At 74.4% G+C, this 25,409-nt stretch carries 22 protein-coding genes and 1 tRNA gene; 8 read left to right on the top strand and 15 right to left on the bottom strand.

Annotated elements, in window-relative coordinates; genetic code table 11:
* Positions 1-134 precede the first annotated feature (134 nt).
* From GCU60_RS07000 to ilvA, 3 genes are all read right to left on the bottom strand, one after another.
* Positions 135-941: an ABC transporter permease gene (locus GCU60_RS07000; RefSeq protein WP_163203563.1), complete on the bottom strand. Its 807-nt coding sequence runs from the start codon at positions 939-941 to the stop codon at positions 135-137.
* Positions 938-1,939, bottom strand: a complete 1,002-nt coding sequence (locus tag GCU60_RS06995; RefSeq protein WP_163203561.1) for an ATP-binding cassette domain-containing protein — start codon at positions 1,937-1,939, stop codon at positions 938-940. Before GCU60_RS06995 ends, GCU60_RS07000 begins: the two co-directional genes overlap by 4 nt.
* Positions 1,940-2,069: 130 nt before the next feature.
* Positions 2,070-3,296, bottom strand: coding sequence for a threonine ammonia-lyase (gene ilvA / locus GCU60_RS06990; protein WP_345770447.1), 1,227 nt, complete (start codon positions 3,294-3,296; stop codon positions 2,070-2,072).
* A 71-nt stretch (positions 3,297-3,367) separates the two neighbouring features.
* On the opposite strand from ilvA, the gene GCU60_RS06985 reads away from it, so the two are divergent.
* From GCU60_RS06985 to GCU60_RS06975, 3 genes are read left to right on the top strand one after another with little or no spacing between them, the layout of a single operon-like run.
* Entirely contained in the window at positions 3,368-4,846 is a 1,479-nt protein-coding gene (locus tag GCU60_RS06985) for a sigma 54-interacting transcriptional regulator (RefSeq protein WP_163203559.1), read from the top strand.
* Positions 4,847-4,872: 26 nt separating this feature from the next.
* Positions 4,873-6,855 (top strand): VWA domain-containing protein, encoded by a 1,983-nt coding sequence (locus tag GCU60_RS20955; protein WP_163203557.1) that lies wholly within the window; start codon positions 4,873-4,875, stop codon positions 6,853-6,855.
* 14 nt (positions 6,856-6,869) lie between these two features.
* Positions 6,870-7,334, top strand: a complete 465-nt coding sequence (locus tag GCU60_RS06975) for a GNAT family N-acetyltransferase (RefSeq protein WP_345770446.1) — start codon at positions 6,870-6,872, stop codon at positions 7,332-7,334.
* Here GCU60_RS06975 and GCU60_RS06970 read toward each other — a convergent pair.
* Positions 7,288-8,640, bottom strand: a complete 1,353-nt coding sequence (locus tag GCU60_RS06970) for a DUF2252 domain-containing protein (protein ID WP_345770445.1) — start codon at positions 8,638-8,640, stop codon at positions 7,288-7,290. The genes GCU60_RS06975 and GCU60_RS06970 overlap by 47 nt on opposite strands.
* Positions 8,641-8,729: 89 nt before the next feature.
* Here GCU60_RS06970 and GCU60_RS06965 point away from each other — a divergent pair, with 89 nt between their 5' ends.
* The 3 genes from GCU60_RS06965 (at position 8,730) to GCU60_RS06955 (ending at position 12,744) form a co-directional block, all read left to right on the top strand.
* Entirely contained in the window at positions 8,730-9,764 is a 1,035-nt protein-coding gene (locus GCU60_RS06965; protein ID WP_239520561.1) for an SGNH/GDSL hydrolase family protein, read from the top strand.
* Positions 9,765-9,898: 134 nt separating this feature from the next.
* On the top strand, positions 9,899-11,119 hold the full coding sequence (locus GCU60_RS06960) for an acetyl-CoA C-acetyltransferase (protein WP_163203552.1): 1,221 nt from the start codon (positions 9,899-9,901) through the stop codon (positions 11,117-11,119).
* A 104-nt stretch (positions 11,120-11,223) separates the two neighbouring features.
* Complete coding sequence (locus GCU60_RS06955; RefSeq protein WP_163203550.1) at positions 11,224-12,744, top strand: HNH endonuclease signature motif containing protein; 1,521 nt, start codon at positions 11,224-11,226, stop codon at positions 12,742-12,744.
* Between the two features lie 296 nt (positions 12,745-13,040).
* On the opposite strand, the gene GCU60_RS06950 is transcribed toward GCU60_RS06955, so the two are convergent.
* The 5 genes from GCU60_RS06950 to GCU60_RS06930 all read right to left on the bottom strand — a co-directional run bounded on the left by GCU60_RS06950 (position 13,041) and on the right by GCU60_RS06930 (position 17,337).
* The gene (locus GCU60_RS06950; RefSeq protein WP_239520559.1) at positions 13,041-13,901 is read right to left on the bottom strand and encodes a Bax inhibitor-1/YccA family protein; all 861 of its coding nucleotides are present in this window, start codon (positions 13,899-13,901) and stop codon (positions 13,041-13,043) included.
* Between the two features lie 147 nt (positions 13,902-14,048).
* Positions 14,049-14,339 carry a hypothetical protein gene (locus GCU60_RS06945; protein WP_163203549.1) on the bottom strand — a complete coding sequence of 97 codons (291 nt, stop codon included), beginning with the start codon at positions 14,337-14,339 and terminating at the stop codon, positions 14,049-14,051.
* A gap of 51 nt (positions 14,340-14,390) precedes the next feature.
* A complete protein-coding gene (locus tag GCU60_RS06940; RefSeq protein ID WP_163203547.1) occupies positions 14,391-16,577 on the bottom strand; it encodes an MMPL family transporter in 2,187 nt (728 codons plus the stop codon).
* A gap of 5 nt (positions 16,578-16,582) precedes the next feature.
* Entirely contained in the window at positions 16,583-17,179 is a 597-nt protein-coding gene (locus GCU60_RS06935) for a TetR family transcriptional regulator (protein WP_163203545.1), read from the bottom strand.
* 84 nt (positions 17,180-17,263) lie between these two features.
* A tRNA-Leu gene (locus GCU60_RS06930) sits at positions 17,264-17,337 on the bottom strand.
* A 144-nt stretch (positions 17,338-17,481) separates the two neighbouring features.
* Here GCU60_RS06930 and GCU60_RS06925 point away from each other — a divergent pair.
* Positions 17,482-18,387 (top strand): alpha/beta hydrolase fold domain-containing protein, encoded by a 906-nt coding sequence (locus tag GCU60_RS06925; RefSeq protein ID WP_204261574.1) that lies wholly within the window; start codon positions 17,482-17,484, stop codon positions 18,385-18,387.
* 4 nt (positions 18,388-18,391) lie between these two features.
* Here GCU60_RS06925 and GCU60_RS06920 read toward each other — a convergent pair whose 3' ends face one another.
* On the bottom strand, positions 18,392-19,213 hold the full coding sequence (locus GCU60_RS06920) for a uracil-DNA glycosylase (RefSeq protein ID WP_239520551.1): 822 nt from the start codon (positions 19,211-19,213) through the stop codon (positions 18,392-18,394).
* Between the two features lie 195 nt (positions 19,214-19,408).
* Here GCU60_RS06920 and GCU60_RS06915 point away from each other — a divergent pair, with 195 nt between their 5' ends.
* Positions 19,409-20,593, top strand: coding sequence for a GNAT family N-acetyltransferase (locus GCU60_RS06915; protein ID WP_163203543.1), 1,185 nt, complete (start codon positions 19,409-19,411; stop codon positions 20,591-20,593).
* A gap of 30 nt (positions 20,594-20,623) precedes the next feature.
* Here GCU60_RS06915 and GCU60_RS06910 read toward each other — a convergent pair whose 3' ends face one another.
* Genes GCU60_RS06910 through GCU60_RS06890 form a run of 5 tightly spaced genes read right to left on the bottom strand, consistent with a single transcriptional unit; the run spans position 20,624 to position 25,332 of the window.
* Positions 20,624-21,574 (bottom strand): Ppx/GppA phosphatase family protein, encoded by a 951-nt coding sequence (locus tag GCU60_RS06910; RefSeq protein ID WP_163203540.1) that lies wholly within the window; start codon positions 21,572-21,574, stop codon positions 20,624-20,626.
* Entirely contained in the window at positions 21,571-22,101 is a 531-nt protein-coding gene (locus tag GCU60_RS06905; protein ID WP_163203538.1) for a DUF501 domain-containing protein, read from the bottom strand. The genes GCU60_RS06910 and GCU60_RS06905 overlap by 4 nt, the downstream gene beginning before the upstream one ends.
* Positions 22,098-22,727 (bottom strand): septum formation initiator family protein, encoded by a 630-nt coding sequence (locus GCU60_RS06900; protein ID WP_163203536.1) that lies wholly within the window; start codon positions 22,725-22,727, stop codon positions 22,098-22,100. The genes GCU60_RS06905 and GCU60_RS06900 overlap by 4 nt, the downstream gene beginning before the upstream one ends.
* 10 nt (positions 22,728-22,737) lie before the next feature.
* On the bottom strand, positions 22,738-24,015 hold the full coding sequence (eno, locus tag GCU60_RS06895) for a phosphopyruvate hydratase (protein WP_163203534.1): 1,278 nt from the start codon (positions 24,013-24,015) through the stop codon (positions 22,738-22,740).
* Positions 24,016-24,048: 33 nt separating this feature from the next.
* Positions 24,049-25,332: a mechanosensitive ion channel family protein gene (locus GCU60_RS06890; RefSeq protein WP_345770444.1), complete on the bottom strand. Its 1,284-nt coding sequence runs from the start codon at positions 25,330-25,332 to the stop codon at positions 24,049-24,051.
* Positions 25,333-25,409 lie beyond the last annotated feature (77 nt).

The raw sequence follows: 25,409 nt of genomic DNA, 5'->3' as shown, positions 1-25,409 counted from the left end.
CACCGTGATCCTCCGGATCACACCGCGCCCAGGAGCCGTCCCCGAGCCGCGCGGAGCCCCGTCGTCGCACCTGCACGGAGCCCTCCGGGCCCCGTTCGGTGCGACCAGGCACCGCTGGGTCGGGGAGGCATCCCTCAGCGGCCGGCGGTCCGGCGGTAGGTCCGCACGGCCAGCGGCACGAAGACGGCGAGGAAGATCGCCACCCAGATGAACACGTAGAGCACCGGGTTCTGCAGCGCCCACCCGTTCGGCTCCGGCGCGCCCGGGACGACGTTGCCGAAGAGCTCCCGGGCGCCCTGGACCACCGCCGACACCGGGTTCCACTCCGCGAACGCCTTGAGGACGGCCGGGAAGTTGTCGATCGGCACGAACGTGTTCGCGATGAAGGTGATCGGGAAGATCACGATGAAGCTGGCGTTGTTGACGACCTCCGGGGTGCGCACCAGCAACCCGACGAACGCCATCACCCACGACATCGCATAGGCGAAGGTCAGCAGCAGGAGCACCCCGAGGATCGCCTCGCCGATCGAGGTGTGGATCCGCCACCCGACCACGAAGCCGGTGATCATCATGACGGCGATGGTCAGGACGTTCAGCAGGAGATCGGCGACGGTGCGCCCGATCAGCACCGCGGACCGGGCCATGGGCAGTGAGCGGAACCTGTCGATGAGCCCCTTCTGCAGGTCCTCGGCCAGGCTCGCGCCGGTGATCGTGCTCCCGAAGATCACCGTCTGGGCGAAGATGCCGGGCAGCAGGAACTCGGCGTAGTTCAGCCCGTCGGGGATGGGGATCGCGCTGCCGAAGACGTAGCGGAACAGCAGCACGAACATGATCGGCGACAGGGTCGCGAAGACGATCAGGTCGGGGACGCGCTTGACCTTGATCAGATTGCGCCGGGTGATGGTCAGGCTGTCGGAGACGGCCATGGCGAGCGTCGTCATCGGGCTCCTCCTGCGGCCGGCACCGGCTCGGCCTGGGTGTCGTCGCCGGTCGCCGCGTCGTCGGCGGAGTGACCGGTCAGGGTGAGGAACACGTCGTCGAGGTCGGGCCGGCGCAGGCCGACGTCGAGCACCTCGATCCCGACGCCCTCCAGCAGCCGCAGCGCCTCGGCGAGCACCTCGGTGCCGCCGTGCACCGGCAGGCTCAGCCGCCGCGTCTGCTCGTCGGTCCGCGCGTCCTCGAAGGCCAGGGGCCGCAGCCGCCGTGCCACCTCGGGCAGGTCCACGGCCCGGCTCAGCGTGAACTCCAGGCGCTGCCCACCGACCTGCGCCTTGAGGTCGTCGCCGGTGCCCCTGGCGATGACCCGGCCGCGGTCGATGACGACCATCCGGTCGGCCAGCCGGTCGGCCTCCTCCAGGTACTGGGTGGTGAGCAGGATCGTCGTCCCGCCGTCGGCGAGCTCGGCGATGAACTCCCACATGGCCAGCCGGCTGCGCGGGTCCAGCCCGGTCGTCGGCTCGTCGAGGAAGAGGATGCGCGGGCGGTTGATCAGCGAGGCGGCGATGTCCAGCCGCCTCCGCATCCCGCCGGAGTAGGTCTTGGCCGGCCGGTCGGCGGCGCCGGACAGGTCGAACCGCTCCAGCAGCTCCCCGGCCCGGGACCGCGCCTCCGCCTTGGGCAGGTGGTAGAGGCGGCCCACCATCTCCAGGTTCTCGAAGCCGGTCAGGTACTCGTCCACGGCCGCGTACTGGCCGGTGAGCCCGATCGCCGCGCGCACCGCATCGGCGTCGCGCACCACGTCGAGCCCCACCACCTCCGCCCGCCCCGCGTCGGCGAGGAGCAACGTGGTGAGGATCCGCACCACCGTCGTCTTCCCCGCGCCGTTCGGGCCGAGGAGCCCGAGCACCGAGCCCTCGGCCACGGTCAGGTCCACCCCGTCGAGGGCGGTGGTGGCGCCGAAGCGCTTCTCCAGCCCCTCGACCACGATCGCGTCGGTCATGACGCCCACGCTAGGGCTGGACGGTGACAGTTCCCGACCGCTCTTCTGGCCGGCTCCACAACTTCTCGCCGAAGATCCACGGTAGCCAGGACGCCCGCGGCGACCGGAACTCATCGGCGCCCAGGAAGCCTCATTCGGTCGTGACGGCGTAGCCCCCGCGGCGCAGCGCCGCGATGACCTCCCCGGCGTGCACCGGGCCCCGGGTCTCCAGCACGACGAACACCTCGACCTCGCCGACGCCCAGCCGGGTCGTGGTGCGCTCGTGCTCGACCTCCAGCACGTTGGCGCCGACGGCGGCCAGCTCCGCCAGGACGGCGGCCAGCGAGCCCGGGCGGTCGGGGACCTGCAACCGCAGCGACAGGTACCGGCCCGCCGCGGCCATGCCGTGCTGCACGACCTTCAGCAGCAGCACCGGGTCGATGTTGCCGCCGGAGAGCACCGCGACCACCGGCGGCGCGAAGGCCGCCGGGTCGGCCAGGACCGCCGCCACCGCCGCCACCCCGGCCGGCTCGACGACGAGCTTGGCGCGCTCGAGGCAGAACAGCAGCGCCCGGGAGAGCTCCTCCTCGCTGACCGTGCGCACCTCGTCGACCAGGCCCTGCACGTGGGCGAAGGTGAGGTCGGTGGGCCGGGGGACGGCGATCCCGTCGGCCATCGTCGACATGGACTCCAGCGCCACCGGCCGGCCCGCGGCCAGCGACCCGGGGAACGCCGCCGCCTCCGCCGCCTGCACCGCGACCACGCGGACGTCGGGACGGCGGGCCTTCACCGCCGCGGCCATGCCCGCCACCAGTCCCCCGCCGCCGGCGCAGACCAGCACCGTCGCGACCTCGGGGCACTGCTCGAGCACCTCGAGCCCGACGGTGCCCTGCCCGGCGATGACGTCGGGGTGGTCGAACGGGTGGATGAAGACCGCACCGGTGCGCTGCGCGTGCTCGGCGGCGGCGAGCAGCGGCTCGGCCAGCGTCTGGCCGAACATCTCGATCCGGGCGCCGTAGGCCTCGGTCGCCGCGACCTTGGGCAGCGGCGCGCTCTCGGGCATGTAGACCGTCGCCCGCGTGCCCAGCAGGCGCGCGGCCAGCGCCACTCCCTGCGCGTGGTTGCCGGCGCTGGCGGCCACGACGCCGCGGGCCCGCTCGGCGTCGGTCAGCCGGGCGATGCGGGTGTAGGCGCCGCGGATCTTGAAGGAGCCGGTGCGCTGCAGGTTCTCGCACTTGAGCCAGACCGGTCCGCCCACCCGGTCGGCGAGCCCCCGGGAGTGCTCCAGCGGGGTGCGCCGGACGACGCCCGCGAGGAGCTCCGCCGCGGCCTCGACGTCCGCACCGCTGACCAGGGGAACGCTGCCGGCATCGACCACGCCTCCGATCCTGGCAGTCCCCGTGCCCGACGACCGGCCAGGACGCGCACGACCGTCGTACCGTGGCGGGGGTGACGGACAGCCCCGCACCGGCCTCCCCCTCCCCCGCCCCCACCACGCTCGGCGACCTCCGCGCCACGGGCGCCACGCCCGTCCCGGTCAAGGCCGAGATCCGGGCCAACCTGCTGGCCCGCCTCGCCGCCGGCGAGCCCACCCTGCCCGGCATGGTCGGGTTCGAGGACACCGTCCTCCCCGAGGTCGAGCGCGCCCTCATCGCCGGCCACGACCTCGTGCTGCTCGGTGAGCGCGGCCAGGGCAAGACCCGGCTCATCCGCACGCTCGTCGGCCTGCTGGACGAGTGGACGCCGGTGCTCGTCGGCAGCGAGCTCAACGAGCACCCGCTCGCCCCGATCAGCGTCTGGGCGCACCGGCAGATCGCCGAGCACGGCGACGCCACCCCGGTCGGCTGGCTGCACCGCAGCGAGCGCTTCGGCGAGAAGCTGGCGACCCCCGACACCAGCGTCGGCGACCTGATCGGCGACGTCGACCCGATCAAGGTCGCCGAGGGCCGCACCCTGGGCGATCCCGAGACGGTGCACTACGGCCTGGTGCCGCGCACCAACCGCGGCGTCTTCAGCGTCAACGAGCTGCCCGACCTCGCCGAGCGCATCCAGGTGGCGCTGCTCAACGTGCTCGAGGAGCGCGACATCCAGATCCGCGGCTACCGCGTGCGGCTGCCGCTGGACCTGCTGCTGGTCGCCAGCGCCAACCCCGAGGACTACACGAACCGCGGGCGGATCATCACCCCGCTCAAGGACCGGTTCGGCGCCGAGGTGCGCACGCACTACCCGATCGAGCTCGCCGACGAGATCCGGCTGCTCCAGCAGGAGGCGCACACCAGCTGGGTCGGTGCCGACGGCGCCGTACGGGCGGGGGACGCCGCCCTCGCCACACCCGTCATCCCCGCGCACCTGGTCGAGATCGTCGCCCGGTTCACCCGGCTGGTGCGCGAGTCCAGCCACGTGGACCAGCGCTCCGGCGTCAGCGCCCGGTTCGCCATCGCGGGCCTGGAGACCGTCGCCGCCTCCGCCGTCCGCCGGGCCGCCGTCGCCGGCGAGTCCCGGCCGGTGGCCCGGGTCGTGGACCTGCCGAGCATCGTCCCGGCCAGCCGCGGCAAGGTCGAGTTCGCCGACGCCGGCGCCGACCCCGACGACGACCGCGAGCTGGAGCTCCTCGAGCACCTGCTCCGGCAGGCCACCGCGCAGACCTTCCGGGCCCGGTGCGCCGGCCTGGACCTCACCGGTCTCCAGGAGCACTTCACCGGCGGGGAGACCGTCGAGTCCGGCGAGCTGGTGCCCGCACCGGCGCTGCTCGGCCAGCTCGGCACCATCCCCAAGCTCGCCGAGCTGCTCGGCCGGCTCGGCGTGCCCGAGGGCGACCAGTCCGCCGAGCAGGCCGCCGCCGCGGTGGAGTTCGCGCTGGAGGGCCTGTACCTGACCCGCCGGCTGGCCAAGGACACCGACGGCGGCCGCACGGTCTACGGGGCCTGAGTGGGCGGGACGGGCGGGAGAAGGCCATGAGACGGCCCGGCAGGGGCTACCGGTACGGCGAGTGGCACGGCGGGCCCGACCCGCTCGCCGCGCCCTACGACCTGGGCAACGCCGTCGACGAGATCGGCGACTCGGTGCTGGGCGGCAGCGGTGTCCGGGAGGCGTTGCGCGAGCTGCTGCGACGCGGCACCGAGGGCCGCCGCGGTCTGGACGAGCTGCGCCGGTCCGTGCGCGACCGGCTGCGCAAGGCGCGCAGCGCCGGCCGGCTGGACGGCACCCTCCAGGAGGTCCGGGAGCTCCTGGACCGGGCGCTGGAGGCCGAACGGCGCCAGCTGTTCCCCGATCCGGACGACGCCGCCCGGCTGGCCGAGGCGGAACTGGACGCGCTGCCCGAGGACACCGCCGGCGCCGTGCGGGCGCTGAAGGACTGGTCCTGGCGGTCGGAGGAGGCCCGGCAGGCCTACGACCGGATCCAGGACCTGCTGCGGCGGGAGGTGCTCGACAGCTCCTTCGCCTCCATGAAGCAGTCGCTGGAGAACGCGACCGAGCAGGACATGCAGGCGGTCAAGGACATGGTCGCCGACCTGTCCCGGCTGGTCGACGCGCACAACCGCGGCGAGGACACCGACCAGCAGTTCGCCGACTTCATGGACCGGCACGGCCAGTTCTTCCCCGACGACCCGCAGTCGGTCGAGGAGCTCATCGACTCCCTGGCCCGCCGCGCCGCCGCCCAGGAGCGGATGATGGCCGGCCTCTCCCCCGAGCAGCGGGCCGAGCTGGGCGAGCTGATGGCCCAGACCATGGAGGACATGGGGCTGGCCAGCGAGATGGCGCACCTCTCCGACGCGCTGCGCCAGGCCCGCCCCGACCTGTCGTGGGGCCAGCGCGGGCAGGTCCCCGACGGCGACGCGCCCCTCGGCCTCGGTGACGCCACCAGCGCCGTGGCGGAGCTGGCCGACCTGGAGGCGCTGTCCAACCAGCTCTCCCAGGGCTACGCCGGCGCGTCGCTCGCCGACGTGGACGAGGAGCTGCTGGAGCGGGCGCTGGGCCGCTCGGCCGCCGACGACCTGGCGGCGCTGCGCCGGCTGGAGCGGGAGCTGGAACGCCAGGGCTTCCTCAACCGGACCGACGGCAGGCTGGAGCTCTCCCCCAAGGCGGTCCGGCGGCTGGGCGCGACGGCGCTGCGCCGGGTGTTCGCCAGCCTCGACGCCACCGGCCGCGGCGAGCACGACGTCGCCGACGCCGGCGCCGCCGGGGAGCTCACCGGCAGCTCGCGGGAGTGGCGGTTCGGCGACGAGCAGCCGCTGGACGTCGTCCGCACGGTGAAGAACGCCGTCCTCCGGACGGCCCACGAGCCGCGCGGCGGGAACCAGCGGCGGGTGCGCATCGCCGTCGACGACTTCGAGGTGGTGGAGACCGAGCGGCGCACGGGGGCCGCCGTCGCCCTGCTGGTCGACCTCTCCTACTCCATGGCGCTGCGCGGCACGTGGGGTGCGGCGAAGTCCACGGCGATGGCGTTGCACTCCCTGGTGACCACGAAGTTCCCGCAGGACGCGATCGAGATCATCGGCTTCTCCTCCACCGCCCAGGTGCTGCGGCCCGAGACGCTCGCCGAGTTGAGCGTGGACACGCTGCAGGGCACCAACCTGCAGCACGGGCTGATGCTGGCCCGGCGCTTCCTCGCCCGGCACCGGGACGCGGAGCCGGTGGTGCTCGTGGTGACCGACGGCGAGCCCACCGCCCACCTCGAGGACGACGGGACGCCGTTCTTCTGCTGGCCGCCGATGCCCGAGACGATCGCCCGCACCGTGGCCGAGGTCGAGCGGGTCGCCCGGTCCGGCGCGACGGTGAACGTGTTCGCCCTCGACCCCGACCCCGGGCTGGTCCACTTCGTGCACGACCTCACCCAGCGGGCCGGTGGCCGGGTGTTCCAGCCCGACGCCGACCGGCTGGGCGAGTACGTCGTCGCCGACTACCTGCGGACCCGACGCGGCCGCCGGGCCCGCTGACCGACACTGCCGGCGTGGACGTCCACGAGGTGCCGCCCGAGACCACCTACGCGCTCCGGGCCGCCGTGCTGCGGCCGGACGGCGGGGCGATCACCCGGGCGGGCGACGAGCATCCCGACACCGTCCACCTCGCCGCCCGTCTGGACGGTGCGGTGATCGGCGTCGTCCGGTTCTCCCCGGCTCCCTGTCCGTACCGCCCGGGTAGCCGGGCGCCCTGGCAGCTGCGCGGCATGGCGACGGACCCCGCCGTTCGTGGCACCGGCGTCGGGCGGGCCCTGGTCGAGCACGGCCTCGCCCGGCTCGCCGACCTGGGCGCCGACCTGGTCTGGTGCGACGCCCGCACGAGCGCCGTCGGGTTCTACGAGCGCACGGGGTTCCGCGTCGTCGGCGAGGAGTTCGACAAGCCGGACGTCGGCCGGCACGTCGGCATGCTCAGCGTCGTCGGTCCGCGGGCAGCGGGTGCGAGCCGCTCGAGCTGATCCCCGGGATCTGCCCGGCGCGGAACGCGTCGACGAACAGCCGGAAGTCCTGCTGGGTCCGCCGTGCGTAGGAGTGCGCGAAGTCGACCAGGTCGGCGACGAACTCGTCCCGCCGGTCGCCGACCATCTCGGCGATGGCCTCCTCGGTCTGGAACGGCACGAGCGTGTGGTCGCTGTCGGCGTCGCCCACGCAGTGCAGCTTCGCGGTGGCCCGCCCCAGCTGGACCATGACCGGCGCGATGTCCTCGGGCTCGGTCAGGTCCTCCCAGTCCAGGTCCAGCTCGTAGGGCGAGAGCTCGGCGACGATGAACCCGCGGCCGCCGATCTCGGTGTAGCCGAGGAACTGCGACGCGTTGGCCTGCAGGGCCCGCTGGCTGAGCGCCGTCCGGTGCCCCTCGTTCTCGAAGTACGCCCGGATGCCGGGATCGGTGACCACCCGGCTGGGGGCGGGCACGTTGCCCTGCTTCAGCGACAGGACGACGTCGTTCTCCAGCGCCTGGTCGTACCCCTCGAGCAGCACGTTGTACGCCGGGAGCCCCGCGCTGCCGATGCCGAACCCGCCGGTGGCGATGACGTCCTTGACGTCGTAGGTGACCTCCCGGCGTCGCTGCCCCTTGGGCACGGTCTCGCGGTAGCGCTCCAGCGCGGCCAGCACGCGCTCGCGCTCGTCGTCCTCGAGCCGCCGGTTGCGCGGGCGGTCGGCGAACCGGCGGTGGAAGCCCTCGATCACCGTCATGCGCTCCAGCAGCCCGAGCCGGGTGCGGGTGGTGGTCTCGTGGATGACCTCGCGCACCGCGCCCTCGGTGTTGTCGGCGCGCAGCGCGAACGAACGGTCCTCGTCGGAGTGGGTGAACGCCTCCACCTGGTCGAGGTAGGCCCGCAGGTAGCCGCCGAGCAGCTCGGAGATGACCTCGTCGCCCAGCGCCTTGCGCCAGGCCAGCAGGGCGAAGCTGGCGGCGAACCGGCGGAGGTCCCAGCTCACGTGACCCAGGTACGCCTCGTCGAAGTCGTTGACGTCGAAGACGATCCGGCCGGCGCTGTCCATGTAGGTGCCGAAGTTCTCCGCGTGCAGGTCACCCTGGATCCACACGCGCGACGTCCGTTCGTCGCACCAGCGGTCCTCCAGCGTCGCCATGTCCGCGTAGAACAGGGGCGCACTGCCCCGGTAGAAGGCGAACGGATCGGCCGCCATCTTCCGGAACTTGGTGCGGAAAGCGTCCGCGTCGGCGTCCATCAGGTCGCCGAACGCCTCGACGAGGACGTCGACGATCTGCCGCGTGCGGTCGTCGTCTGTGGGACGGGTCACACCAGCGAGGGAGGAGGCCACAGGTTGCACCGTAGGCGGCCGATAACGTCAGTGGTGCCACGACGGCGCCGAGCAGGGACGGAGGCACGATGATGATGCGTACCGACACCGCCCGACGACTCGCGCCCTACGCCGCCTACGGCGGGGGCAGCGTGACCATCGCCGGTGCCGCCCTGGTCGCCCTCCTGCGGGAGGAGGCCCGCAGCGCCCGCCGCAAGGTCGAGGCCCGCACGGACAAGACCGACCCGCCGTCGGGCGACGGCGTCTACGGCCGCGGCCGCGCCAGGCCGATCGTCTTCACGGTGCTGGGCGACTCCAGCGCCGTCGGGCTGGGCGTCACCCGCGCGTCCCAGACCCCCGGGGTGCTCGTGGCCGCGGGCCTGACCGAGCTCGCCGAGCGCCCGGTGCGGCTGGTCCGGCTCGCCGTCTCCGGCGCCCGGGCCCGCGACCTCGACGCGCAGGTCGACCGCGCTCTCGAGGAGCGCCCCACCGTCGCCCTGATCATGATCGGCGCCAACGACGTCACCAGCCGGACCCCGACGTCGGTCTCCGTCGCCCACCTCACCGACGCGGTGCGCCGACTGACCGCCGTCGGCTGCGAGGTCGTCGTCGGCACCTGCCCCGACCTGGGCACGATCCGGCCGATCGCCCAGCCGCTGCGCACCCTGGCCCGACGGTGGAGCCGGCAGATGGCCGCCGCGCAGACCGTCGCCGTCGTCGAGGCGGGCGGGCGGACGGTGTCCCTGGGCTCGCTGCTCGGGCCGGCCTTCGCCTCCGACCACGGCATGTTCAGCAACGACCAGTTCCACCCCAGCGCCGCCGGGTACGCCGCGGCCGCCGCCGTCCTGCTGCCCGCGGTGGCCGACTCCGTCGGTGTGTGGCCGACCGGCTCCGGCCGGGGGCTGCGCGCGCTGCGCCGGGAGTCGGTGCGCCCGGTGGCCATGGCCGCCGCCCGGGCCGCGAACCGGCCGGGTACCGAGGTCCAGGGCACCGAGGTCGCCGGCTCGGACACCGGTCCCCGCGGGCCCTGGGCGCTGCTGCGCCGCCCCCGCCCGGCGGAGGTGCCCACCCCCGAGGAGGCCGAGCGCGCCGAGATCGAGGCGGAGGCCTCCACCTCCGGCTGATCGGCGTGACGCGAGCCACAACGGGCGATCGCGGCCCGACGGCAGGACGCCTCGCGGGCGGACCGGGGTAGTTTCCGTAATTGACCGACGTCCGGCGACCCGCGCCCGGACCCGCCTCATCGTGGAGGACCCCCATGCCCGAAGCCGTCATCGTCGCGACCGCGCGCTCGCCCATCGGCCGCGCGTTCAAGGGGTCGCTGAAGGACATGCGGCCCGACGACCTGGCCGCCGCCGTCGTCCGCGCCGCCCTGGACAAGGTGCCCTCGCTCGACCCGCACGACATCGACGACCTGATGCTCGGCTGCGGCCTGCCCGGCGGCGAGCAGGGCTACAACATGGGCCGCGTGGTCAGCGTGCTGCTCGGCATGGACCACCTGCCCGGCACCACGATCACCCGGTACTGCTCCTCGTCGCTGCAGACCACCCGCATGGCGCTGCACGCCATCAAGGCCGGCGAGGGCGACGTCTTCATCTCCGCCGGTGTGGAGACGGTGTCCCGCTTCGTGAAGGGCAACAGCGACGCGCTGCCCGACACCCAGAACCCGGTGTTCGGCGACGCCCAGGCCCGGGTGGCCAAGGTCGCCGAGAGCGGTGCGGACTCCTGGACCGACCCGCGCGAGAACGGCGATGTCCCCGACGTCTACATCGCCATGGGGCAGACCGCCGAGAACCTGGCGCTGCTCAAGGGCGTCTCCCGCCAGGAGATGGACGAGTTCGCCGTGCGCAGCCAGAACCTCGCCGAGGAGTCCATCGACAACGGCTTCTGGGACCGCGAGATCGTCCCGATCACCACGCCGGACGGCACCGTGGTCACCAAGGACGACGGCCCGCGCCCCGGAACCACCCTGGAGGGCATCTCCGCGCTCAAGCCGGTCTTCCGCCCCGACGGCCGGGTCACCGCCGGCAACGCCTGCCCGCTCAACGACGGCGCCTCCGCCGTGGTCATCATGAGCGACACCAAGGCCGCCCAGCTGGGCCTCACCCCGCTGGCCCGCGTGGTCTCCACCGCGGTCACCGGCCTCTCGCCGGAGATCATGGGCTACGGCCCGGTCGACGCCTCGCGCCTGGCCCTCCAGCGGGCGGGCATGACCATCGACGACATCGACCTCGTCGAGATCAACGAGGCGTTCGCCGCCCAGGTCATCCCCAGCTACCGCGACCTGAACATCGACATCGACAAGCTGAACGTGCACGGTGGCGCCATCGCCGTCGGGCACCCGTTCGGCAGCACCGGTGCCCGCATCACCGGCACGCTGATCAACGGTCTGCAGACCCGGGACAAGACCTTCGGCCTGGAGACCATGTGCGTCGGTGGCGGCATGGGCATGGCGATGGTCCTGGAGCGCCTCTCCTGAGGTAGCCCCGGCACGACCGTGGCCCGGTTCCCCCTCGGGGGGCCGGGCCATCGTCGTCTCGGTCGGAGCGCCAAACTGTCGTACCTCGAACCTATGTTCGCCTCATGTCGGCAGTCGGCTCCGTGCGCTCGCCGCTCGAGGCCGGGCTCGTCGCCCTGCTGCTCGAGCGGCCACCGACCAGCGCACGGCTGCCCGTGGGTGTGCTGACCAAGGAGGAGAAGGCCGCCGAGCTGCAGCGGCTGCAGGTCCGCAGGGCCATGGACGCCGCCTACGAGGCCGAGCTGATCCTCGGCCTGGCCGAGGACACACCCGACACCCTGGATCCGTCGGCGGACCACCCGGGCGCGCGGAAGGGTGCGTGGGCGCCCGACACCGAGCTGCCCGGCGTCTCGCAGTTCTTCTCCAGCGAGCTGGCGGTGGTGCTGAACTGCGGTCGCGCCACCGCCTCGCACCGTGCGCGGCGAGCGTGGACCTACCGGGAGAACCTGCCGGCCACCTGGGCGGCGCTCACCGGGGGCGCCCTCGACGAGGGCCGCGCCGCGGTGCTCGCCGACGTGCTGCAGCACACCTCGCCGGACATCGCCCGGCAGGTCGAGTCCCGCCTGCTGCCCGAGGCCGGTGAACTGTCCAGGACCCGGCTGCGCGCCCGGGCGCTCGAGCTGCTCGTCGCGCTCGACGCGGACGCCGTCGACGCCCGCCGGGAGGACGCAGAGCGGCAGGCCGACGTGCGCAGCTACCCCTCGCACCTGGAGGGCATGGCAACCCTCGCGGCCGAGCTGCCCGCCGACGAGGTCGCCGAGGCGTACGCCCTGATCGACCAGCTGGCCGCCATGGCGAAGGCCGACGGCGATCCACGGCCGATCGGACAGATCCGGGCGGAGGTCTTCTCGCTGCTCGTCCGCCGCCCCGCCGACCACGGCCTGCCCGCGGTCTCCGCTCAGGTCACGGTCACCGCCGCCCTCGACGCGGTGGAGGGGGCTTCGGCCGCCCCGGGCTCGGTCGGCGGGCTGCCGATCACAGCGGCGCACGTGCGCGAGCTGCTCCGGCGCATCGCAGCCCTGGGCCTGCAGCGTCCCGAAGGCGGCTCGCTGGCTCTCGCCCTCACCGATCCCGACGGGAGGCTGCTGGCGGCCACCACCCCGGAGCAGCTCGCGGGAGTAGCCCGCCGAGGCTGCCGGGACCACCCCGAGGCGACGTGCGACTGCCCGCTGCTGTCCCGGCCGCCGGCGACCGACACCTACACCCCCACCGGCGCGCAGGACGCGTTCGTCGTCACCCGCGACCGGGGCTGCCGCTTCCCCCACTGCGGGCAGCGCGTGGGCTGGACCGACCGCGACCACGTCGTCCCGCATGCCGCCGGCGGCGCCACCGACTGCGCCAACCTCTGCTGCCTGTGCCGCAGCCACCACCGGCTGAAGACCCTCGCCCGCGGCTGGCTGTTCGTGATGGACGACGACGGCACGCTCCACGTCACCACCCCGTCCGGGGTCACCCGCACCACCCGCCCACCGGGCATGCACCCGCCCGGCCTGCGGCCACTGTCACCGGGGCCACCGAACCCGGAGAAGCCGGCGGAGCGGAGCCCGTCCGGCCCTGCCGCTGACGACGATCCGCCACCGTTATGATCGCCCCCTGCCTCGATGCCGGGGTGCTCAGGTGCCGCGGTGTGAGGGCGCCGAGTGCGGCGCTGCCGGCGTGCGGCGCTTCCGGGGTGCGGCGCTGCCGGGGTGCGGCGCTGCCGGGGTGCGGCGCTTCCGGGGTGCCGCACTGTGCGGGTGCCACGGGAGGGTCCGGGGGGCCGTGCCTGGTCGGCAGGGGGCTCGCAGGCACCGGTGCGCACGTCGCGGAGCCCACCCGGACATGACAGTGGCCCGGCCCCCTCGCGGGGACCGGGCCACTGTCATGTGGTGCGGGGTGGTGCTCAGTCGTCCTGGAGGTAGCTCAGGAGCCGCAGGATCTCCAGGTACAGCCAGACGACGGTCACGAGCAGACCGAAGGCGATGTACCAGGCGAACTTCGCGGGGGCACCGCGACGGATCGCCTCGTCGGCCATGTCGAAGTCGAGCAGCAGCGAGAACGCCGCCACACCGATCACGACCAGGCTGAAGATGATGGCCAGCGGGCCACCGTCACGCAGGCCGAGACCGCCGTCGGTGAAGAAGCCGGCGACCAGGTTGGCCACCATCAGCACCAGGACACCGATCAGCGCCGCCATCATCCAGCGGGTGAACTTCGGCGTGACGCGGATGGCGCCGGTCTTGTAGACCACCAGCATGCCGGCGAAGACACCGAAGGTGCCGATCAGCGCCTGCATGACGATGCCGTCGAACCGGTCGTTGAAGGCCTCGCTGATCGCGCCGAGCGCGACGCCGTACAGGGCGCCGTAGGACAGCGTCGCGATCGGGCTGGCGATCTGCTTGAAGCTGATCACCAGGCCGAGGACGAACGCGACCAGGACCGCCGGGAGCGCGAAGCCCCAGGCAGCGTTGCCGGGCATCGCCCAGACAGCGGCCGCGGTCGCGACGGTCACCAGGAACGAGAGCCCCGTCTTGGTGACGACGTCGTCCATCGTCATGTACCGCGTGTCCGGCGTGGTCCCGTACGGGGACGGAGCGGCGTACTGGTCCTGCTGCGGGGCGGGCGCGCCGTACTGGGGCGCACCGTACTGCGGGGCCCCGTACTGCTGCTGCGGAGCGTTGCCCCAACCCGCGTACGGCTGGCCGGGGCCCGCGTTGTTGCCGAAGCCTCGGCTGAACGCCGGGTTCTTACTGGGCATCGTCATCTCCTCGAGGTGACTCGTCGGTCGTGGAGTCAACTTCCTGCACTCCACTCGGTCAGGTCAACGCCCGACACGCCCGAAGCGTTCCACGGGGCCACATCGATCCCCCGCGCGGGTGGCGCGGACCGGCGGCACTCACCATGCGCGCGGTCAGGGACGCGGGTCGGTGCGCTGCCAGCCGCGGTCGTCCCTGCGGCCACCGAGACCCGCTCGGCAGCGCCGGCAGACCGACTGCACCTCCTCGGCGTGCCGGCCGGACTCCGGCTGGACGTCGGCCCACGACACGTGCGGGAAGCGGGTCAGCCCCGACCTGCTCACCGATAGCCCGCACACCGTCTCGTTGCGCCCGGGCCCCCAGCCGTGCACCTCACCGGCCGGGTACCGGATCCCGTCCTCGGGGTCGGTCCACTGCCCGCTCGCCGCCACCCGCGCCGCCGCCACCGGCCCCCCGTGCCCGGTGCGGCGCCCGAACTAACCGACGGCCGGGGCGGGTCAGCGGTCGGACGCGCCGACCAGGTCCGCCGGCGCCGCGTGCCGGCCCGACCCCTTCTCCAGCGCGGCGCCCTCGACGTCCAGGACGGGCAGCCAGCGCAGCCAGCGGGGCAGCCACCAGGCCCGCTCCCCCAGCAGCGCGAGGGCGGCGGGGACCAGCACCATCCGCACGACGAAGGCGTCGAAGAGGATGCCCGCCGCCAGCGCGAACGCGATCGACTTGATGGTCGCCTCACCCGCGGGCACGAACCCGGCGAACACCGAGAACATGATCAGCGCGGCGGCCACCACCACGGGCGCCGCCTGACGGAACCCGGTGCGGATGGCGTCGACCGGCTTCGCGCCGTGGCTGTGCGCCTCGTGCATCCGGGAGACCAGGAAGATCTGGTAGTCCATCGCCAGCCCGAACAGGATGCCGATGACCAGGATCGGCGTGAGGCTGATCAGCGGCCCGGTGCCCTCGAGGTTCACCGCGTCGGCCAGCCAGCCCCACTGGAACACCGCGACGGTGGCGCCGAGCGAGGCGCCGACGGTGAGGACGAAGCCGAGCACGCCGACCAGCGGCACCAGCAGCGCGCGGAAGACCAGCACCAGCAGGACCAGCGCCAGACCCACGACCAGCGCCAGGTAGACCGGCAGCGCGGCGTTGAGGCTGGCCGCCACGTCCACGCTCACCGCGGTGGCGCCGGTGACCGAGGCGTCCACACCGTCCGTGCTGCCCAGCAGATCGCGCATGTCCTCGACGAGCTGCTCGGTCGCGGGGTCGGTGGGGCCGGACTCGGGGATGACGACGAGCTGGGCGGCACTGCCGTCGGCGTTCGGCGTCGGCGGGGTGACCAGCGCGACGTCGTCGAGCTCGCTGATCGCGCCGCTGAGCTCCCCGGCGGTCGCGGCGGCGCCGTCGCCCTCGAAGAGGACCACCAGCGGGCCGTTGAAGCCGGCACCGAAGCCGTCGGCGAGGAGCTCCTGCGCCCGGGCCTGGGTGCTGTCCTCCGGCGGCATCTGCACCAGCGTCGTCTGCATGGAGAAGAACGGGATGGAGACGACGGCGAGCGCCGCCACGGTCACCAGCAGGGAGAGCACGCGGTAGCGGGTGACGGTGGCGACCCAGCCGGCCAGGAAGCCGCGCCCGGCGGGCACCGCCGGCGATCCGTCGGTCGCAGCGGCGCGCTGCCGCCGGGGCAGGGTGCGGCGGCCGAGGAAGCCCAGCACGGCCGGCACCAGGGTGATCGCCACCAGGACGGCGACGACGATCGTCGCGGCCGCGGCGAGGCCCATCTGGGTGAGGAACGGGATCCCGACCACCGACAGGCCCACCAGCGCGATGACCACGGTGAGGCCGGCGGTCACGACCGCGGACCCGGCCGTGCCGACGGCGATGCGGACGGCGTCCCCGACGTCGCGGCCGCTGCGCAGCTCCTGGCGGAACCGGGTGACGATGAACAGCGTGTAGTCGATGCCGACGGCCAGGCCGAGCATGGCGGCGAGGATGGGCGTGGTCGAGGAGAGGTCGACGAAGCCCGTGGCGATGGTGATGCCCGCGACGCCGATGCCGACGCCCACGATCGCGGTCAGCAGGTTCATGCCGGCGACGACCAGGGAGCCGTAGGTGACCGCGAGGACCAGCAGGGCGATCACCACGCCGGCGACCTCGGAGATGCCGCCGATGGCGGGCACGTTCTCGGTGGCCTGACCGCCGACCTCGACGGTCAGACCACCCTGGCGAGCGTCGTCCACGGCCTCGAGCAGCGCGTCCTGCTGCTCCAGGGGGACCTCGCCGGGGCCGACCGAGTAGGTCACCGTGCTGTAGGCGATGTCCTGGGCGGCGTTGACCGACGGCGCCGCCGGGTCCAGCGGGTTGGTGGCGCTCTCCACGCCGGGCAGCGCCGACAGGGTCTGCACCAGCTCGGCGATCGCGGGCACGTTCTCCGGGGTGGTCAGCGTCTGGCCCTCGGGGGCCTGGACGACCACACGGGCGGTGGCGCCGCCGCCGCGGCCGAACTCCTCGTCGATCCGCTCCAGCGCGGTCGTCGACTCCTGCCCGGGGATGGAGAAGCTGCTGGACGTCTCACCGGCGAGGGTGGCCGCGCCGACGCCGCCACCGATGAGGACGAGCAGCCAGACGGCGACGACCGCCAGGCGGTGCCGGTGGGAGAAGGCACCGAGTCGGGACAACACAAGAGCCATGCAGATCAGGCCTCCACCTGGTCGGAGCTGGGAAGAGCGGCGCCGGGACGGCGGTGACCGAGCGCGTCGAAGCAGGTGGCGGCGACGTGCGCCCGCCACGTGGTGGTCTGGTTCTCATGGTGGGCCGCCAGCGACAGGACGGCGAGGGCACCGAGGGCACCCAGCACCCGCACCAGGCGCTCGGCGTCGGACGTCTCCAGGTCCACCCCGAAGGCCTCGAGCGCGGCCGCACCCGAGGTCCCGGCACCCGGGACGGGCTCGGCGTCGGCCTGCAGCACCGGGGCGAGCATCAGCGCCACCAGGCCGGGGTGGGCGAGGGCGACGTCGACGACGACCTCCACGGCCCGGCGGTCGCGGGCCGCGCCGAGCGGCATCGAGCCGACCTCGTCGAGCACCCCTCGGGCCTGGGCCTCGGCCTGCGCCAGCACTGCCTCGTGCAGGGCGTCCTTGCTCGGGAAGTGGTGCAGCAGCCCGGCCTTGGACAGCCCCACGGCGTCGGCGACGTCCTGCAGCGACGTCTTCGCGAAGCCACGGCGGGCGAACAGCGCGGCGGCTCGATCGAGGATCCCCTCGTCGATCTGCTGCCGGAACGGTCTCGCCACGCGTCCACCGTACGAGCGACCGACCGATTCGGTCGGTTTTCCGCACGAAAAGGTCGGTGCCGTTCCTCACAGCGGCATCCGAGGTGCCCCCGGTCGGACTCGAACCGACACTCGGACCCTTTTAAGGGGCCTGCCTCTGCCGATTGGGCTACGGGGGCGTCGGGAGAACGCTAGCGGGGCCGACGCCGCCCCGGAGGCGCCGCCCGTACGGTGTCCGGGCTGCCCGTTCCCGGACCGGAGGACCCGTTGGCGACCACCGCTGCTCCCCGCACCGCTCTCCCGACCGCTTCCCGGGCCACCCGGTGAACCGCCCGCAGGTGCCCGCCGGCGTCATGCGCACCGTCGTCCGCACGCTCGTGCGGCCGGTGCTCGGCCCCCGCGTGCCGGTGGCGGTGCAGCGCCGCTGGCTGGACGTGGTCAGCGGGACGACCCCGCCGGCATCCGGGGTCGACGTCCGGGTCGGTGAGCTGGGTGGCCGGCCGACCGAGGTGATGGTCCCCGCCGCGACGCCGACGACCGGCGAGGTCCTGTACCTGCACGGCGGCGGTTTCACCACGGGCTCGGCGGCCACGCACCGCACCCTGGCCACCCACCTCGCCGCCGCCTCCGGCGCGGTGGTGCACCTGCTCGACTACCGCCTGGCTCCCGAGCACCCGTTCCCCGCCGGCCTGGACGACGCGCTCGCCGCATACCGCGAGCTGCGCGAGCGGGTCGACCGGCCCGAGCGCACGGTGCTGGCCGGCGACTCCGCGGGTGGCTGGCTCGCCCTCACCGTGGCCCTGCGGCTGCGCGACGAGGGCAGCCCGCTGCCGGCGGCGCTCGGCCTGGTCTCCCCGTGGCTGGACCTCTCGGGTGCCGACCGGCGGGACGACCGGGTGGATCCGATGCTGCAGCCGGCGTGGATGGCCCGCTGCGCGGCCGCCTTCGCCCCCGGCCGGGATCTGCGCAACCCCGAGCTGGCCCCGCTCGCCGCCGACCTCGCCGGCCTGCCGCCGCTGGTCGTGCAGGTGGGCAGCGAGGAGATCCTCTTCGAGGAGTCCGTGCGGCTGGCCGAACGCGCCCGCGACGCCGGCGTGCCGGTCGACCTGCGCCGGTTCGACGGCATGTGGCACGTCTTCCAGGTCTCGGCCGGCTCGGTCCGGGAGTCCACCGCCGCCGTCGACGCGCTGGGTGCGGCGCTGGCCACGCACCTCGGAGCGGCGGGCTGATCGGTCAGCCGACCGGAGCCGCCAGCTCGGTGGCGCGGGTGAGCACGGCGTCGAGCATCGGCTCGGTGAGCCTGCCGGTGAAGGTGTTCTGCTGGCTGACGTGGTAGCTGCCCAGCAGGGTCAACGGCCCCCGCGGGCCCTCCAGCGCCACCTCCACGCCGTGCCCGAAGGTCGGGCGGGGCCGCGGCAGCGCGTACCCGGCCGCGGCCAGCACCGGCCACAGCGCCGTCCAGCCGAAGCCGCCGAGCACGACGACCACGCGCAGCCGCGGCAGGAGCTCCAGCTCGCGCGCCAGCCACGGGGAGCAGGTGTCCCGCTCCTCCGGGGTCGGGGCGTTCGCCGGCGGCGCACAGCGCACCGCCGCAGCGACCCGGACGTCGGTGAGCTCGAGGCCGTCCCCGATGTGCGTGGAGGTCGGCTGGTTGGCCAGGCCCGCCCGCCACAGAGCGGCGAAGATCCAGTCACCGCTGCGGTCCCCGGTGAAGACGCGCCCGGTCCGGTTCCCGCCGTGCGCGGCGGGCGCGAGTCCCACCACGGCGATCCGTGCGTCCGCCGGCCCCAGACCCGGCACCGGCCGGCCCCAGTAGTCCTCGTCCCGGAACGAGGCGCGCTTGACCCGCGCGACCTCCTCCCGCCACGTGACGAGGCGCGGGCAGGCGAAGCAGCCGGAGATGCGGGCGTCCAGGACCGGCAGCTCCCGCACGCCGCGGGCGCTGCGGGCCACCCCGGCCGGTGTGCGGGTGACCGGGAACCGGGGCTCGTCGTCGGAGGGCACGGCCCAGTGGACCACCCCGACCGCGCCCGCACCCGAGGTGGTCGTCCGCATCTCCGCGCCGAGATTCCCCCTTCGTGGGGGTTCGCGCGGATCGCCCGCTGCATAACCTCGAACGGACCAGCGACCCAGCCGGACGGCGGGAGGCGCCGCACGGATGAGGGGTGTGCCCGGATGAGCGCTACGGCGGATGTCTCGAGGATCGGGCCGACCGAGGTGGTCGGGCCCGGCGCACGGACCCCGGTGCCGGTGCCACCGCCCCGGACCGGTGGGGTCGCGGTCGGCCGGGCCCTGCACGGCGTGCCCGGCGCGACCGTCGTCTCCGCACACGAGGACCTCGACGCCCTGACCGACGCCTGGGACGACCTCTGGCGACGCAGCCCCGCCGCCACCGCCTTCCAGGCGCATGCGTGGAACGCCGCCTGGGCCCGGGCGTACGTCCCGGCCGGCCGGCTGGCCACGGTCACCGTGTGGGACGGCGACGTGCTCGTCGCGGCGGCGCCGCTGCACCGGCAGCGCCGCGGAGCGGTGTCGGTGCTGGCCCCCCTCGGCGGCCCGCTGAGCGACTCCACCGACGTCCTGCTGGACCCCCGTGTGCCCGACGCCGGTCCCCGGCTCGTCCGCGCGCTCGCCCAGGTCCCGGGGTGGCGCGTCCTCGACCTGCCGGAGGTGCTGCCCGGCGCGGCTGCGCAGGAGTGGGCGCGGACGTGGCCGGGCCGGGTCCGCCGCACACCCTCCTCGCTCAACCTCCAGCTGCCGGTGCTGCCGCAGGCCGACGTGCTCGCGCGGCTCCCGTCGCGAACGGCGAGCACGCTGCGGCGGAAGATCAAGAAGGTCGACCAGCTGGCCATCGAGCGGACCGAGCTCACCCGGGCGGCCGTCCCGGAGGCCGTCGATGGCCTGATCCAGCTGCACGAGGCCCAGTGGGCCGGGCGACGGGGCAATCCCGAGCACCTCACCGATCGGTTCCGGACATTCCTCGTCCAGGCCCTGGAGTCGATGGTCGACCGCGGCCAGGCGGTCGTCGTGGAGTACCGCTTGGACGGCCGGCTGATGGCCAGCGAGGTGGACCTCCTCGGCCACCGGCAGCTCGCCTACTACCTCGCTGGGATCGACCCCGGCCTCCGAGAGCACATCGACACCTCGGTGCTGCTGGTCACCGGCGCCCTGGACCTCGCGCACCGGCTGGACCGGGCCGAGTACTCGTTCCTCCGGGGGGACGAGGACTACAAGCTCCGGTGGCGGCCTGACCACGTGATCGCCGAGCGCGTCCTGCTCGCGCGTCCGGGGCTCCTCGGCTCCGCCGGGTACCTCCCAGCGACCGCTGCCGCCTCGGCGGTCATGGCCTTCGCCCGTCGGGCACTGGGCGGCCGCGCCCGTGAGCTCGCCCGCACCGCGATGCACCGGATCCGGCAGGTGCGGGCGGGTCGCTGAGCCCCGCCCCTGCGGACCGCCCGGAGGCGGTCAGCCGCGGGCGAGCCGCAGCGCGATGCCGTCGAGGATGTCGTGCTCGCTGACCGTCACCTCGGCCAGCCCGAACTCGGCCATGAGCACCCGCAGGATCAGCGCGCCGGCACCGATGACGTCGACCCGGCCAGGGTGCATCACCGGCGACGCGGCCCGGCGGGCACGGGTGGCGGCCAGCAGGTCCGCCGAGATGCGCCGGACGTCGCCGACCGGGATCCGGGAGCCGTGGATGGCGTCGGAGTCGTAGGTCGGCAGGCCAAGGGCGAGCGCGGCCACCGTGGTCACCGACCCGGCCAGCCCGACCAGGCTCGCCGCCTGCCCGACCGGCACCTCGGCGGCGACGTCGGCCAGCGCCGCGCGGATGTCCCGTTCGGCGAGCGCGACCTGCTCGGGGGTCGGCGGGTCGTCGGTCAGGTGCCGCTCGGTGAGCCGGACGCAGCCGATGTCGACCGACCGCGCGGCGGTCACGCCCCCGGCGTCACCGAGGACGAACTCGGTCGACCCGCCGCCGATGTCGACCACCAGGTAGGGGGCGTCCGGCGGCCGTAGCCCGTGGGTGGCGGCCGCGGCGTCGACGGAGCCGGTGGCGCCGAGGAAGGAGAGATCGGCCTCCTCCCGGCCGGTCACGACGTCGGGCGTCCGGCCGAGGGTGCTGCGGACCATGCCCTCGAAGTCGGCCCGGTTGGCCGCGTCCCGGGTGGCGCTGGTGGCCACCATCCGGACGTCGGAGGCGCCCAGGTCGCGGGCGGCCGCGGCGTACTCGGCCAGCACCACCCGCGTGCGCTCGATGGCCTCGGGCGCCAGCCGGCCGGTCGCGTCGACCCCCTGGCCCAGGCGCACCACCTCCATGCGGCGCAGCAGGTCGGTGTGCCCGCCCTCGGCGGGCACGTCGGCGACCAGGAGCCGGATCGAGTTGGTGCCGCAGTCGATGGCCGCGACGCGGGTCATGCCCGGTCCTCTGGCCCCTCGGGAAGGGCACCGGGCCCATCGGGGAGGGCGCAGGGCCCCTTGGCCCACCACTCCCCCATCCCGTCGACCGCGCGGTCGCCGATCGGGTTCACGCCGGGGCCGGCCGCCAGCGCGTGCCCTGCCAGCGCGTGCAGGCACTTGACCCGGTCGGGCATGCCGCCGGCGGTGGCGCGGGTGGGCAGCACGTCCTTGGCGTCGCGGTCGGCCAGGTACGCCTCGTGCGCGGCGCGGTAGCCGGCCGCCAGCTCCGGATCGGTGCCGAGCTCCTCCTGCCACTCCCGCATGCGCCCGGCGGACTCCAGCCGGCTCGCCGCGGCCGACGCCCGCGGGCAGGTCAGGTAGTACATCGTCGGGAACGGGGTGCCGTCCTCCAGCCGCGGGGCGGTCTCCACGACGTCGGGCTGCCCGCACGGGCAGCGGTGCGCGACGGCGACCAGCGCCCGCGGGGGGCGGCCGAGCTGCCGGGCGACGACCTCGCGGTCCTCCGGGGTGACCGGCTCGCTCACTCGCCCGCTCCTCCGTCGCGCGGCTCGCCGGCCGCCTCGTCGTCCCCGTCGGCGATGGCCACCGACTCCATCAGCCCCTCGTACCAGGAGCGCGGCTCCGGCGTACCGGCCGCCGCCGCCAGTGTCCCGGCGTCGCCCTCGACCGCCTCGCCGTCGACCACGATCACCAGCCGGTCACCGGGCAGGACGTAGGCCAGCCGCTCCCGCGCCTGCCGCTCGGCGTACGCCGGGTCGGACTGGCGGTCCAGCTGGGCCTCCAGGTCGGCGGCCCGCTGGTCCAGCTCGCGACCCTCGGCGGCCAGCTGCGCCAGCTCCGCCTGACCGGCGAGGTACTGGCGGATCGGGCCGGCGAGGGTGAGCGCGAGCAGCAGGAGCAGCCCGACCAGCAGGACGGCGCGCCCGGTGAACAGCGGCCGCCGGCGGACCGACGGGCCCGACGGCCGCCGCTCGGGACGGCGGTCGGTGCGCCGCTGCCCGGGCCGGCTGGACGCGCCCGACCGCAGACCGGTGCGCACCGGACGGGTGGTGTGCACCCGTGGCACCCGGCCGGTGGCGCGGGACGTCCGGCCGCTGCCGCGGTGTCCGTCGGCCGGCGAGGCGCCCCGCCGGCCCCGAACGCTGCTCATCCGCCCCTGCTCAGTCCTTCAGCCGGGGGAAGGCAGCGGCGCCGGCGTAGCGGGCGGCGTCGTCGAGCTCCTCCTCGATGCGCAGCAGCTGGTTGTACTTGGCGACGCGCTCGCTGCGGGCGGGGGCACCGGTCTTGATCTGCCCGCAGTCGGTGGCGACGGCGAGGTCGGCGATCGTGGTGTCCTCGGTCTCCCCGGAGCGGTGGCTCATCATCGAGCGGTAGCCGCTGCGGTGGGCCAGGTTGACCGCGTCGAGGGTCTCGGTCAGCGTGCCGATCTGGTTCACCTTGACCAGCAGCGCGTTGGCCGCGCCCCGGTCGATGCCGTCGGCGAGGCGCGTCGGGTTGGTGACGAACAGGTCGTCGCCGACGAGCTGCACCCGGTCGCCGAGGGCCTGGGTCAGCGCGATCCAGCCGTCCCAGTCCTCCTCGTCCAGCGGGTCCTCGATCGAGACGATCGGGTAGGCGTCGACCAGGCCGGTGTAGTACTCGGCCATGTCGGCCGCCGAGAGCTGCTTGCCCTCGAAGGTGTAGGAGCCGCCGGAGTGGAACTCGGTGGCGGCGACGTCCAGCGCGAAGGCGATGTCGGTGCCGACGGCGTAGCCGGCCTGCTCGACCGCTCGGGTGATGAGGTCCAGGGCGGCCCGGTTGCTCGACAGGTTGGGCGCGAAGCCGCCCTCGTCGCCCAGGCCCGTGGCAAGGCCCTCCTTCTTCAGGACGGCCTTGAGCGCGTGGTAGGTCTCGGTGCCCATGGCCAGCGCCTCGGCGAAGGTGGCGGCGCCGATCGGGGCGATCATGAACTCCTGGACGTCGACGTTGCTGTCGGCGTGGGCGCCACCGTTGAGGATGTTCATCATCGGCACCGGGAGCAGGTGGGCCGACGGGCCACCGACGTAGCGGAACAGCGGCAGGCCGGTGGAGTCCGCGGCGGCCCGGGCGACGGCGAGGCTGACGCCGAGGATGGCGTTGGCGCCCAGCCGCGACTTGTCCGGCGTGCCGTCGAGGTCGATCAGCCGCTGGTCGACCAGCCGCTGCTCGGTCGCCTCGTAGCCGACCAGCTCCGGGCCGATGACGTCGAGGACGCCGTCGACGGCCTTGGTCACGCCCTTGCCGCCGTACCGCTCACCCCCGTCGCGCAGCTCGACCGCCTCGAACGCGCCCGTGGAGGCGCCGCTGGGCACCGCGGCGCGGGCGATCGTCCCGTCGTCGAGGGCGACCTCGACCTCAACGGTGGGGTTTCCGCGCGAGTCCAGGATCTCCCGCGCGCCTACGGCATCGATGCTCGGCACGCCGGACAGCCTAACCAGCCGCGCCAGCCGGGCTCAGCTGCCGCGTGGCGCGTGGTCGTCCTCCGGAGGTCCGGGGGTCGTGTCGCGGTCGGCGACCTCCTCCTGGTTGGGCCCGGCGAAGGCCCGGGAGCGCTCCAGCGCCTCGGTGCTGCCGGTGAACAGCGAGCTGTCGGTGACCGACGGGGCGGTGGGCCGCCGCTCCGCCCGGGCCGTCGTCGTGGGGGCGGCCCCCTCGACCCGCACCCGCGGCAGCCCTCCGGGGTGCTCGCGCTGCAGCCAGCCCACCAGCTGCTCGCGGACGTGGCAGCGCAGGTCGAACAGCGTCCCGGCGTCCTGCGCGCTGACCAGCACCCGCGCCCGCACCACCGAGCCCACCGCGTCGGTCACCTGCAGCACGCCCACCCGGCCGTCCCACAGCTCCGGCCCCCGGCCGCCCTCGTCCTCCAGCAGGCGGTGCAGCTCGGCGCGCATGTCGTCGAACGGCGTCGTCCAGTCCACGTCGAGCTCCACCGAGCCCAGGACGGCGGACTCCTTGCGGGTCCAGTTCTCGAACGGGGTGGTCGTGAAGTACGTCGAGGGCAGCACCAACCGGCGGTCGTCCCACAGGTGGACGACGACGTAGGTCAGCGTGATCTCCTCGATCCGCCCCCACTCCTCCTCCACCACGACGACGTCGTCGACCCGGATGGCGTCGGTGAAGGCCAGCTGGAGGCCGGCGAAGACGTTGGCCAGGGAGGTCTGCGCGGCGAGGCCGGCGACGATCGAGATGACCCCGGCGCTGGCCAGGATGCTGGCCCCCGCCGCCCGGGCACTGGGGAAGGTCAGCAGCATGGCTGCGACCGTCAGCAGGCCCACCACGACGACCGCCAGCCGGCGGAGCAGCGAGATCTGCGTGCGCACGCGGCGGGCGTGCCGGTTGTCGACGACGTCCACGTCGTACCGGGCCAGCGCCATGTCCGCGACCACGTGCACGGCGACCGCCAGCAGCCAGCCGACCGTGGCGACCAGCGCCAGGCCGAGCCCGCGCACCACCGGGTCCCGCCAGCCGCCCAGCGCGGGACCGGCGTCGAGGACCACCGTGACGGCGATGAGGACGAGCAGCGTCCGCAGCGGCGTGCGGCCGCGGCGGGAGAGGTCGGCGGCCACCGGGGACCGGCGGGCCAGCCGGCGCACGAGGATCCCGATCACCACGCCGACCAGCCAGGCGCCGAGAGCTGCGGCGGCGACCAGGAGCAGGACCTGCCAGGCCTCGTCCGGCACGAGGCCGTCCACCTCGTCGACGGCCGACGACGATGCGGCCAGGGGTTCGCGGAACACCGCGGGGCTCCTTCCGGGTCGGGCGTGGGCGCTGCCGAGGAGATCTCGCGGTCCCACGCTAGGGCAGCGGGCCGGGC

Source organism: Blastococcus saxobsidens, assembly GCF_010682065.1.
Classification (GTDB): domain Bacteria; phylum Actinomycetota; class Actinomycetes; order Mycobacteriales; family Geodermatophilaceae; genus Blastococcus; species Blastococcus saxobsidens_B.
This window is presented reverse-complemented; position numbering and strand designations above follow the sequence as displayed.

Bases quoted from the DNA above. Each gene is read 5' to 3' on its own strand.
- GCU60_RS07000 (WP_163203563.1), bottom strand. From the start codon at position 941: ATGACGACGCTCGCCATGGCCGTCTCCGACAGCCTGACCATCACCCGG.
- GCU60_RS06995 (WP_163203561.1), bottom strand. From the start codon at position 1,939: ATGACCGACGCGATCGTGGTCGAGGGGCTGGAGAAGCGCTTCGGCGCC.
- GCU60_RS20955 (WP_163203557.1), top strand. From the start codon at position 4,873: ATGAGACGGCCCGGCAGGGGCTACCGGTACGGCGAGTGGCACGGCGGG.
- GCU60_RS06965 (WP_239520561.1), top strand. From the start codon at position 8,730: ATGATGATGCGTACCGACACCGCCCGACGACTCGCGCCCTACGCCGCC.
- GCU60_RS06960 (WP_163203552.1), top strand. From the start codon at position 9,899: ATGCCCGAAGCCGTCATCGTCGCGACCGCGCGCTCGCCCATCGGCCGC.
- GCU60_RS06955 (WP_163203550.1), top strand. From the start codon at position 11,224: ATGTCGGCAGTCGGCTCCGTGCGCTCGCCGCTCGAGGCCGGGCTCGTC.
- GCU60_RS06950 (WP_239520559.1), bottom strand. From the start codon at position 13,901: ATGACGATGCCCAGTAAGAACCCGGCGTTCAGCCGAGGCTTCGGCAAC.
- GCU60_RS06940 (WP_163203547.1), bottom strand. From the start codon at position 16,577: ATGGCTCTTGTGTTGTCCCGACTCGGTGCCTTCTCCCACCGGCACCGC.
- GCU60_RS06920 (WP_239520551.1), bottom strand. From the start codon at position 19,213: ATGCGGACGACCACCTCGGGTGCGGGCGCGGTCGGGGTGGTCCACTGG.
- GCU60_RS06910 (WP_163203540.1), bottom strand. From the start codon at position 21,574: ATGACCCGCGTCGCGGCCATCGACTGCGGCACCAACTCGATCCGGCTC.
- GCU60_RS06900 (WP_163203536.1), bottom strand. From the start codon at position 22,727: ATGAGCAGCGTTCGGGGCCGGCGGGGCGCCTCGCCGGCCGACGGACAC.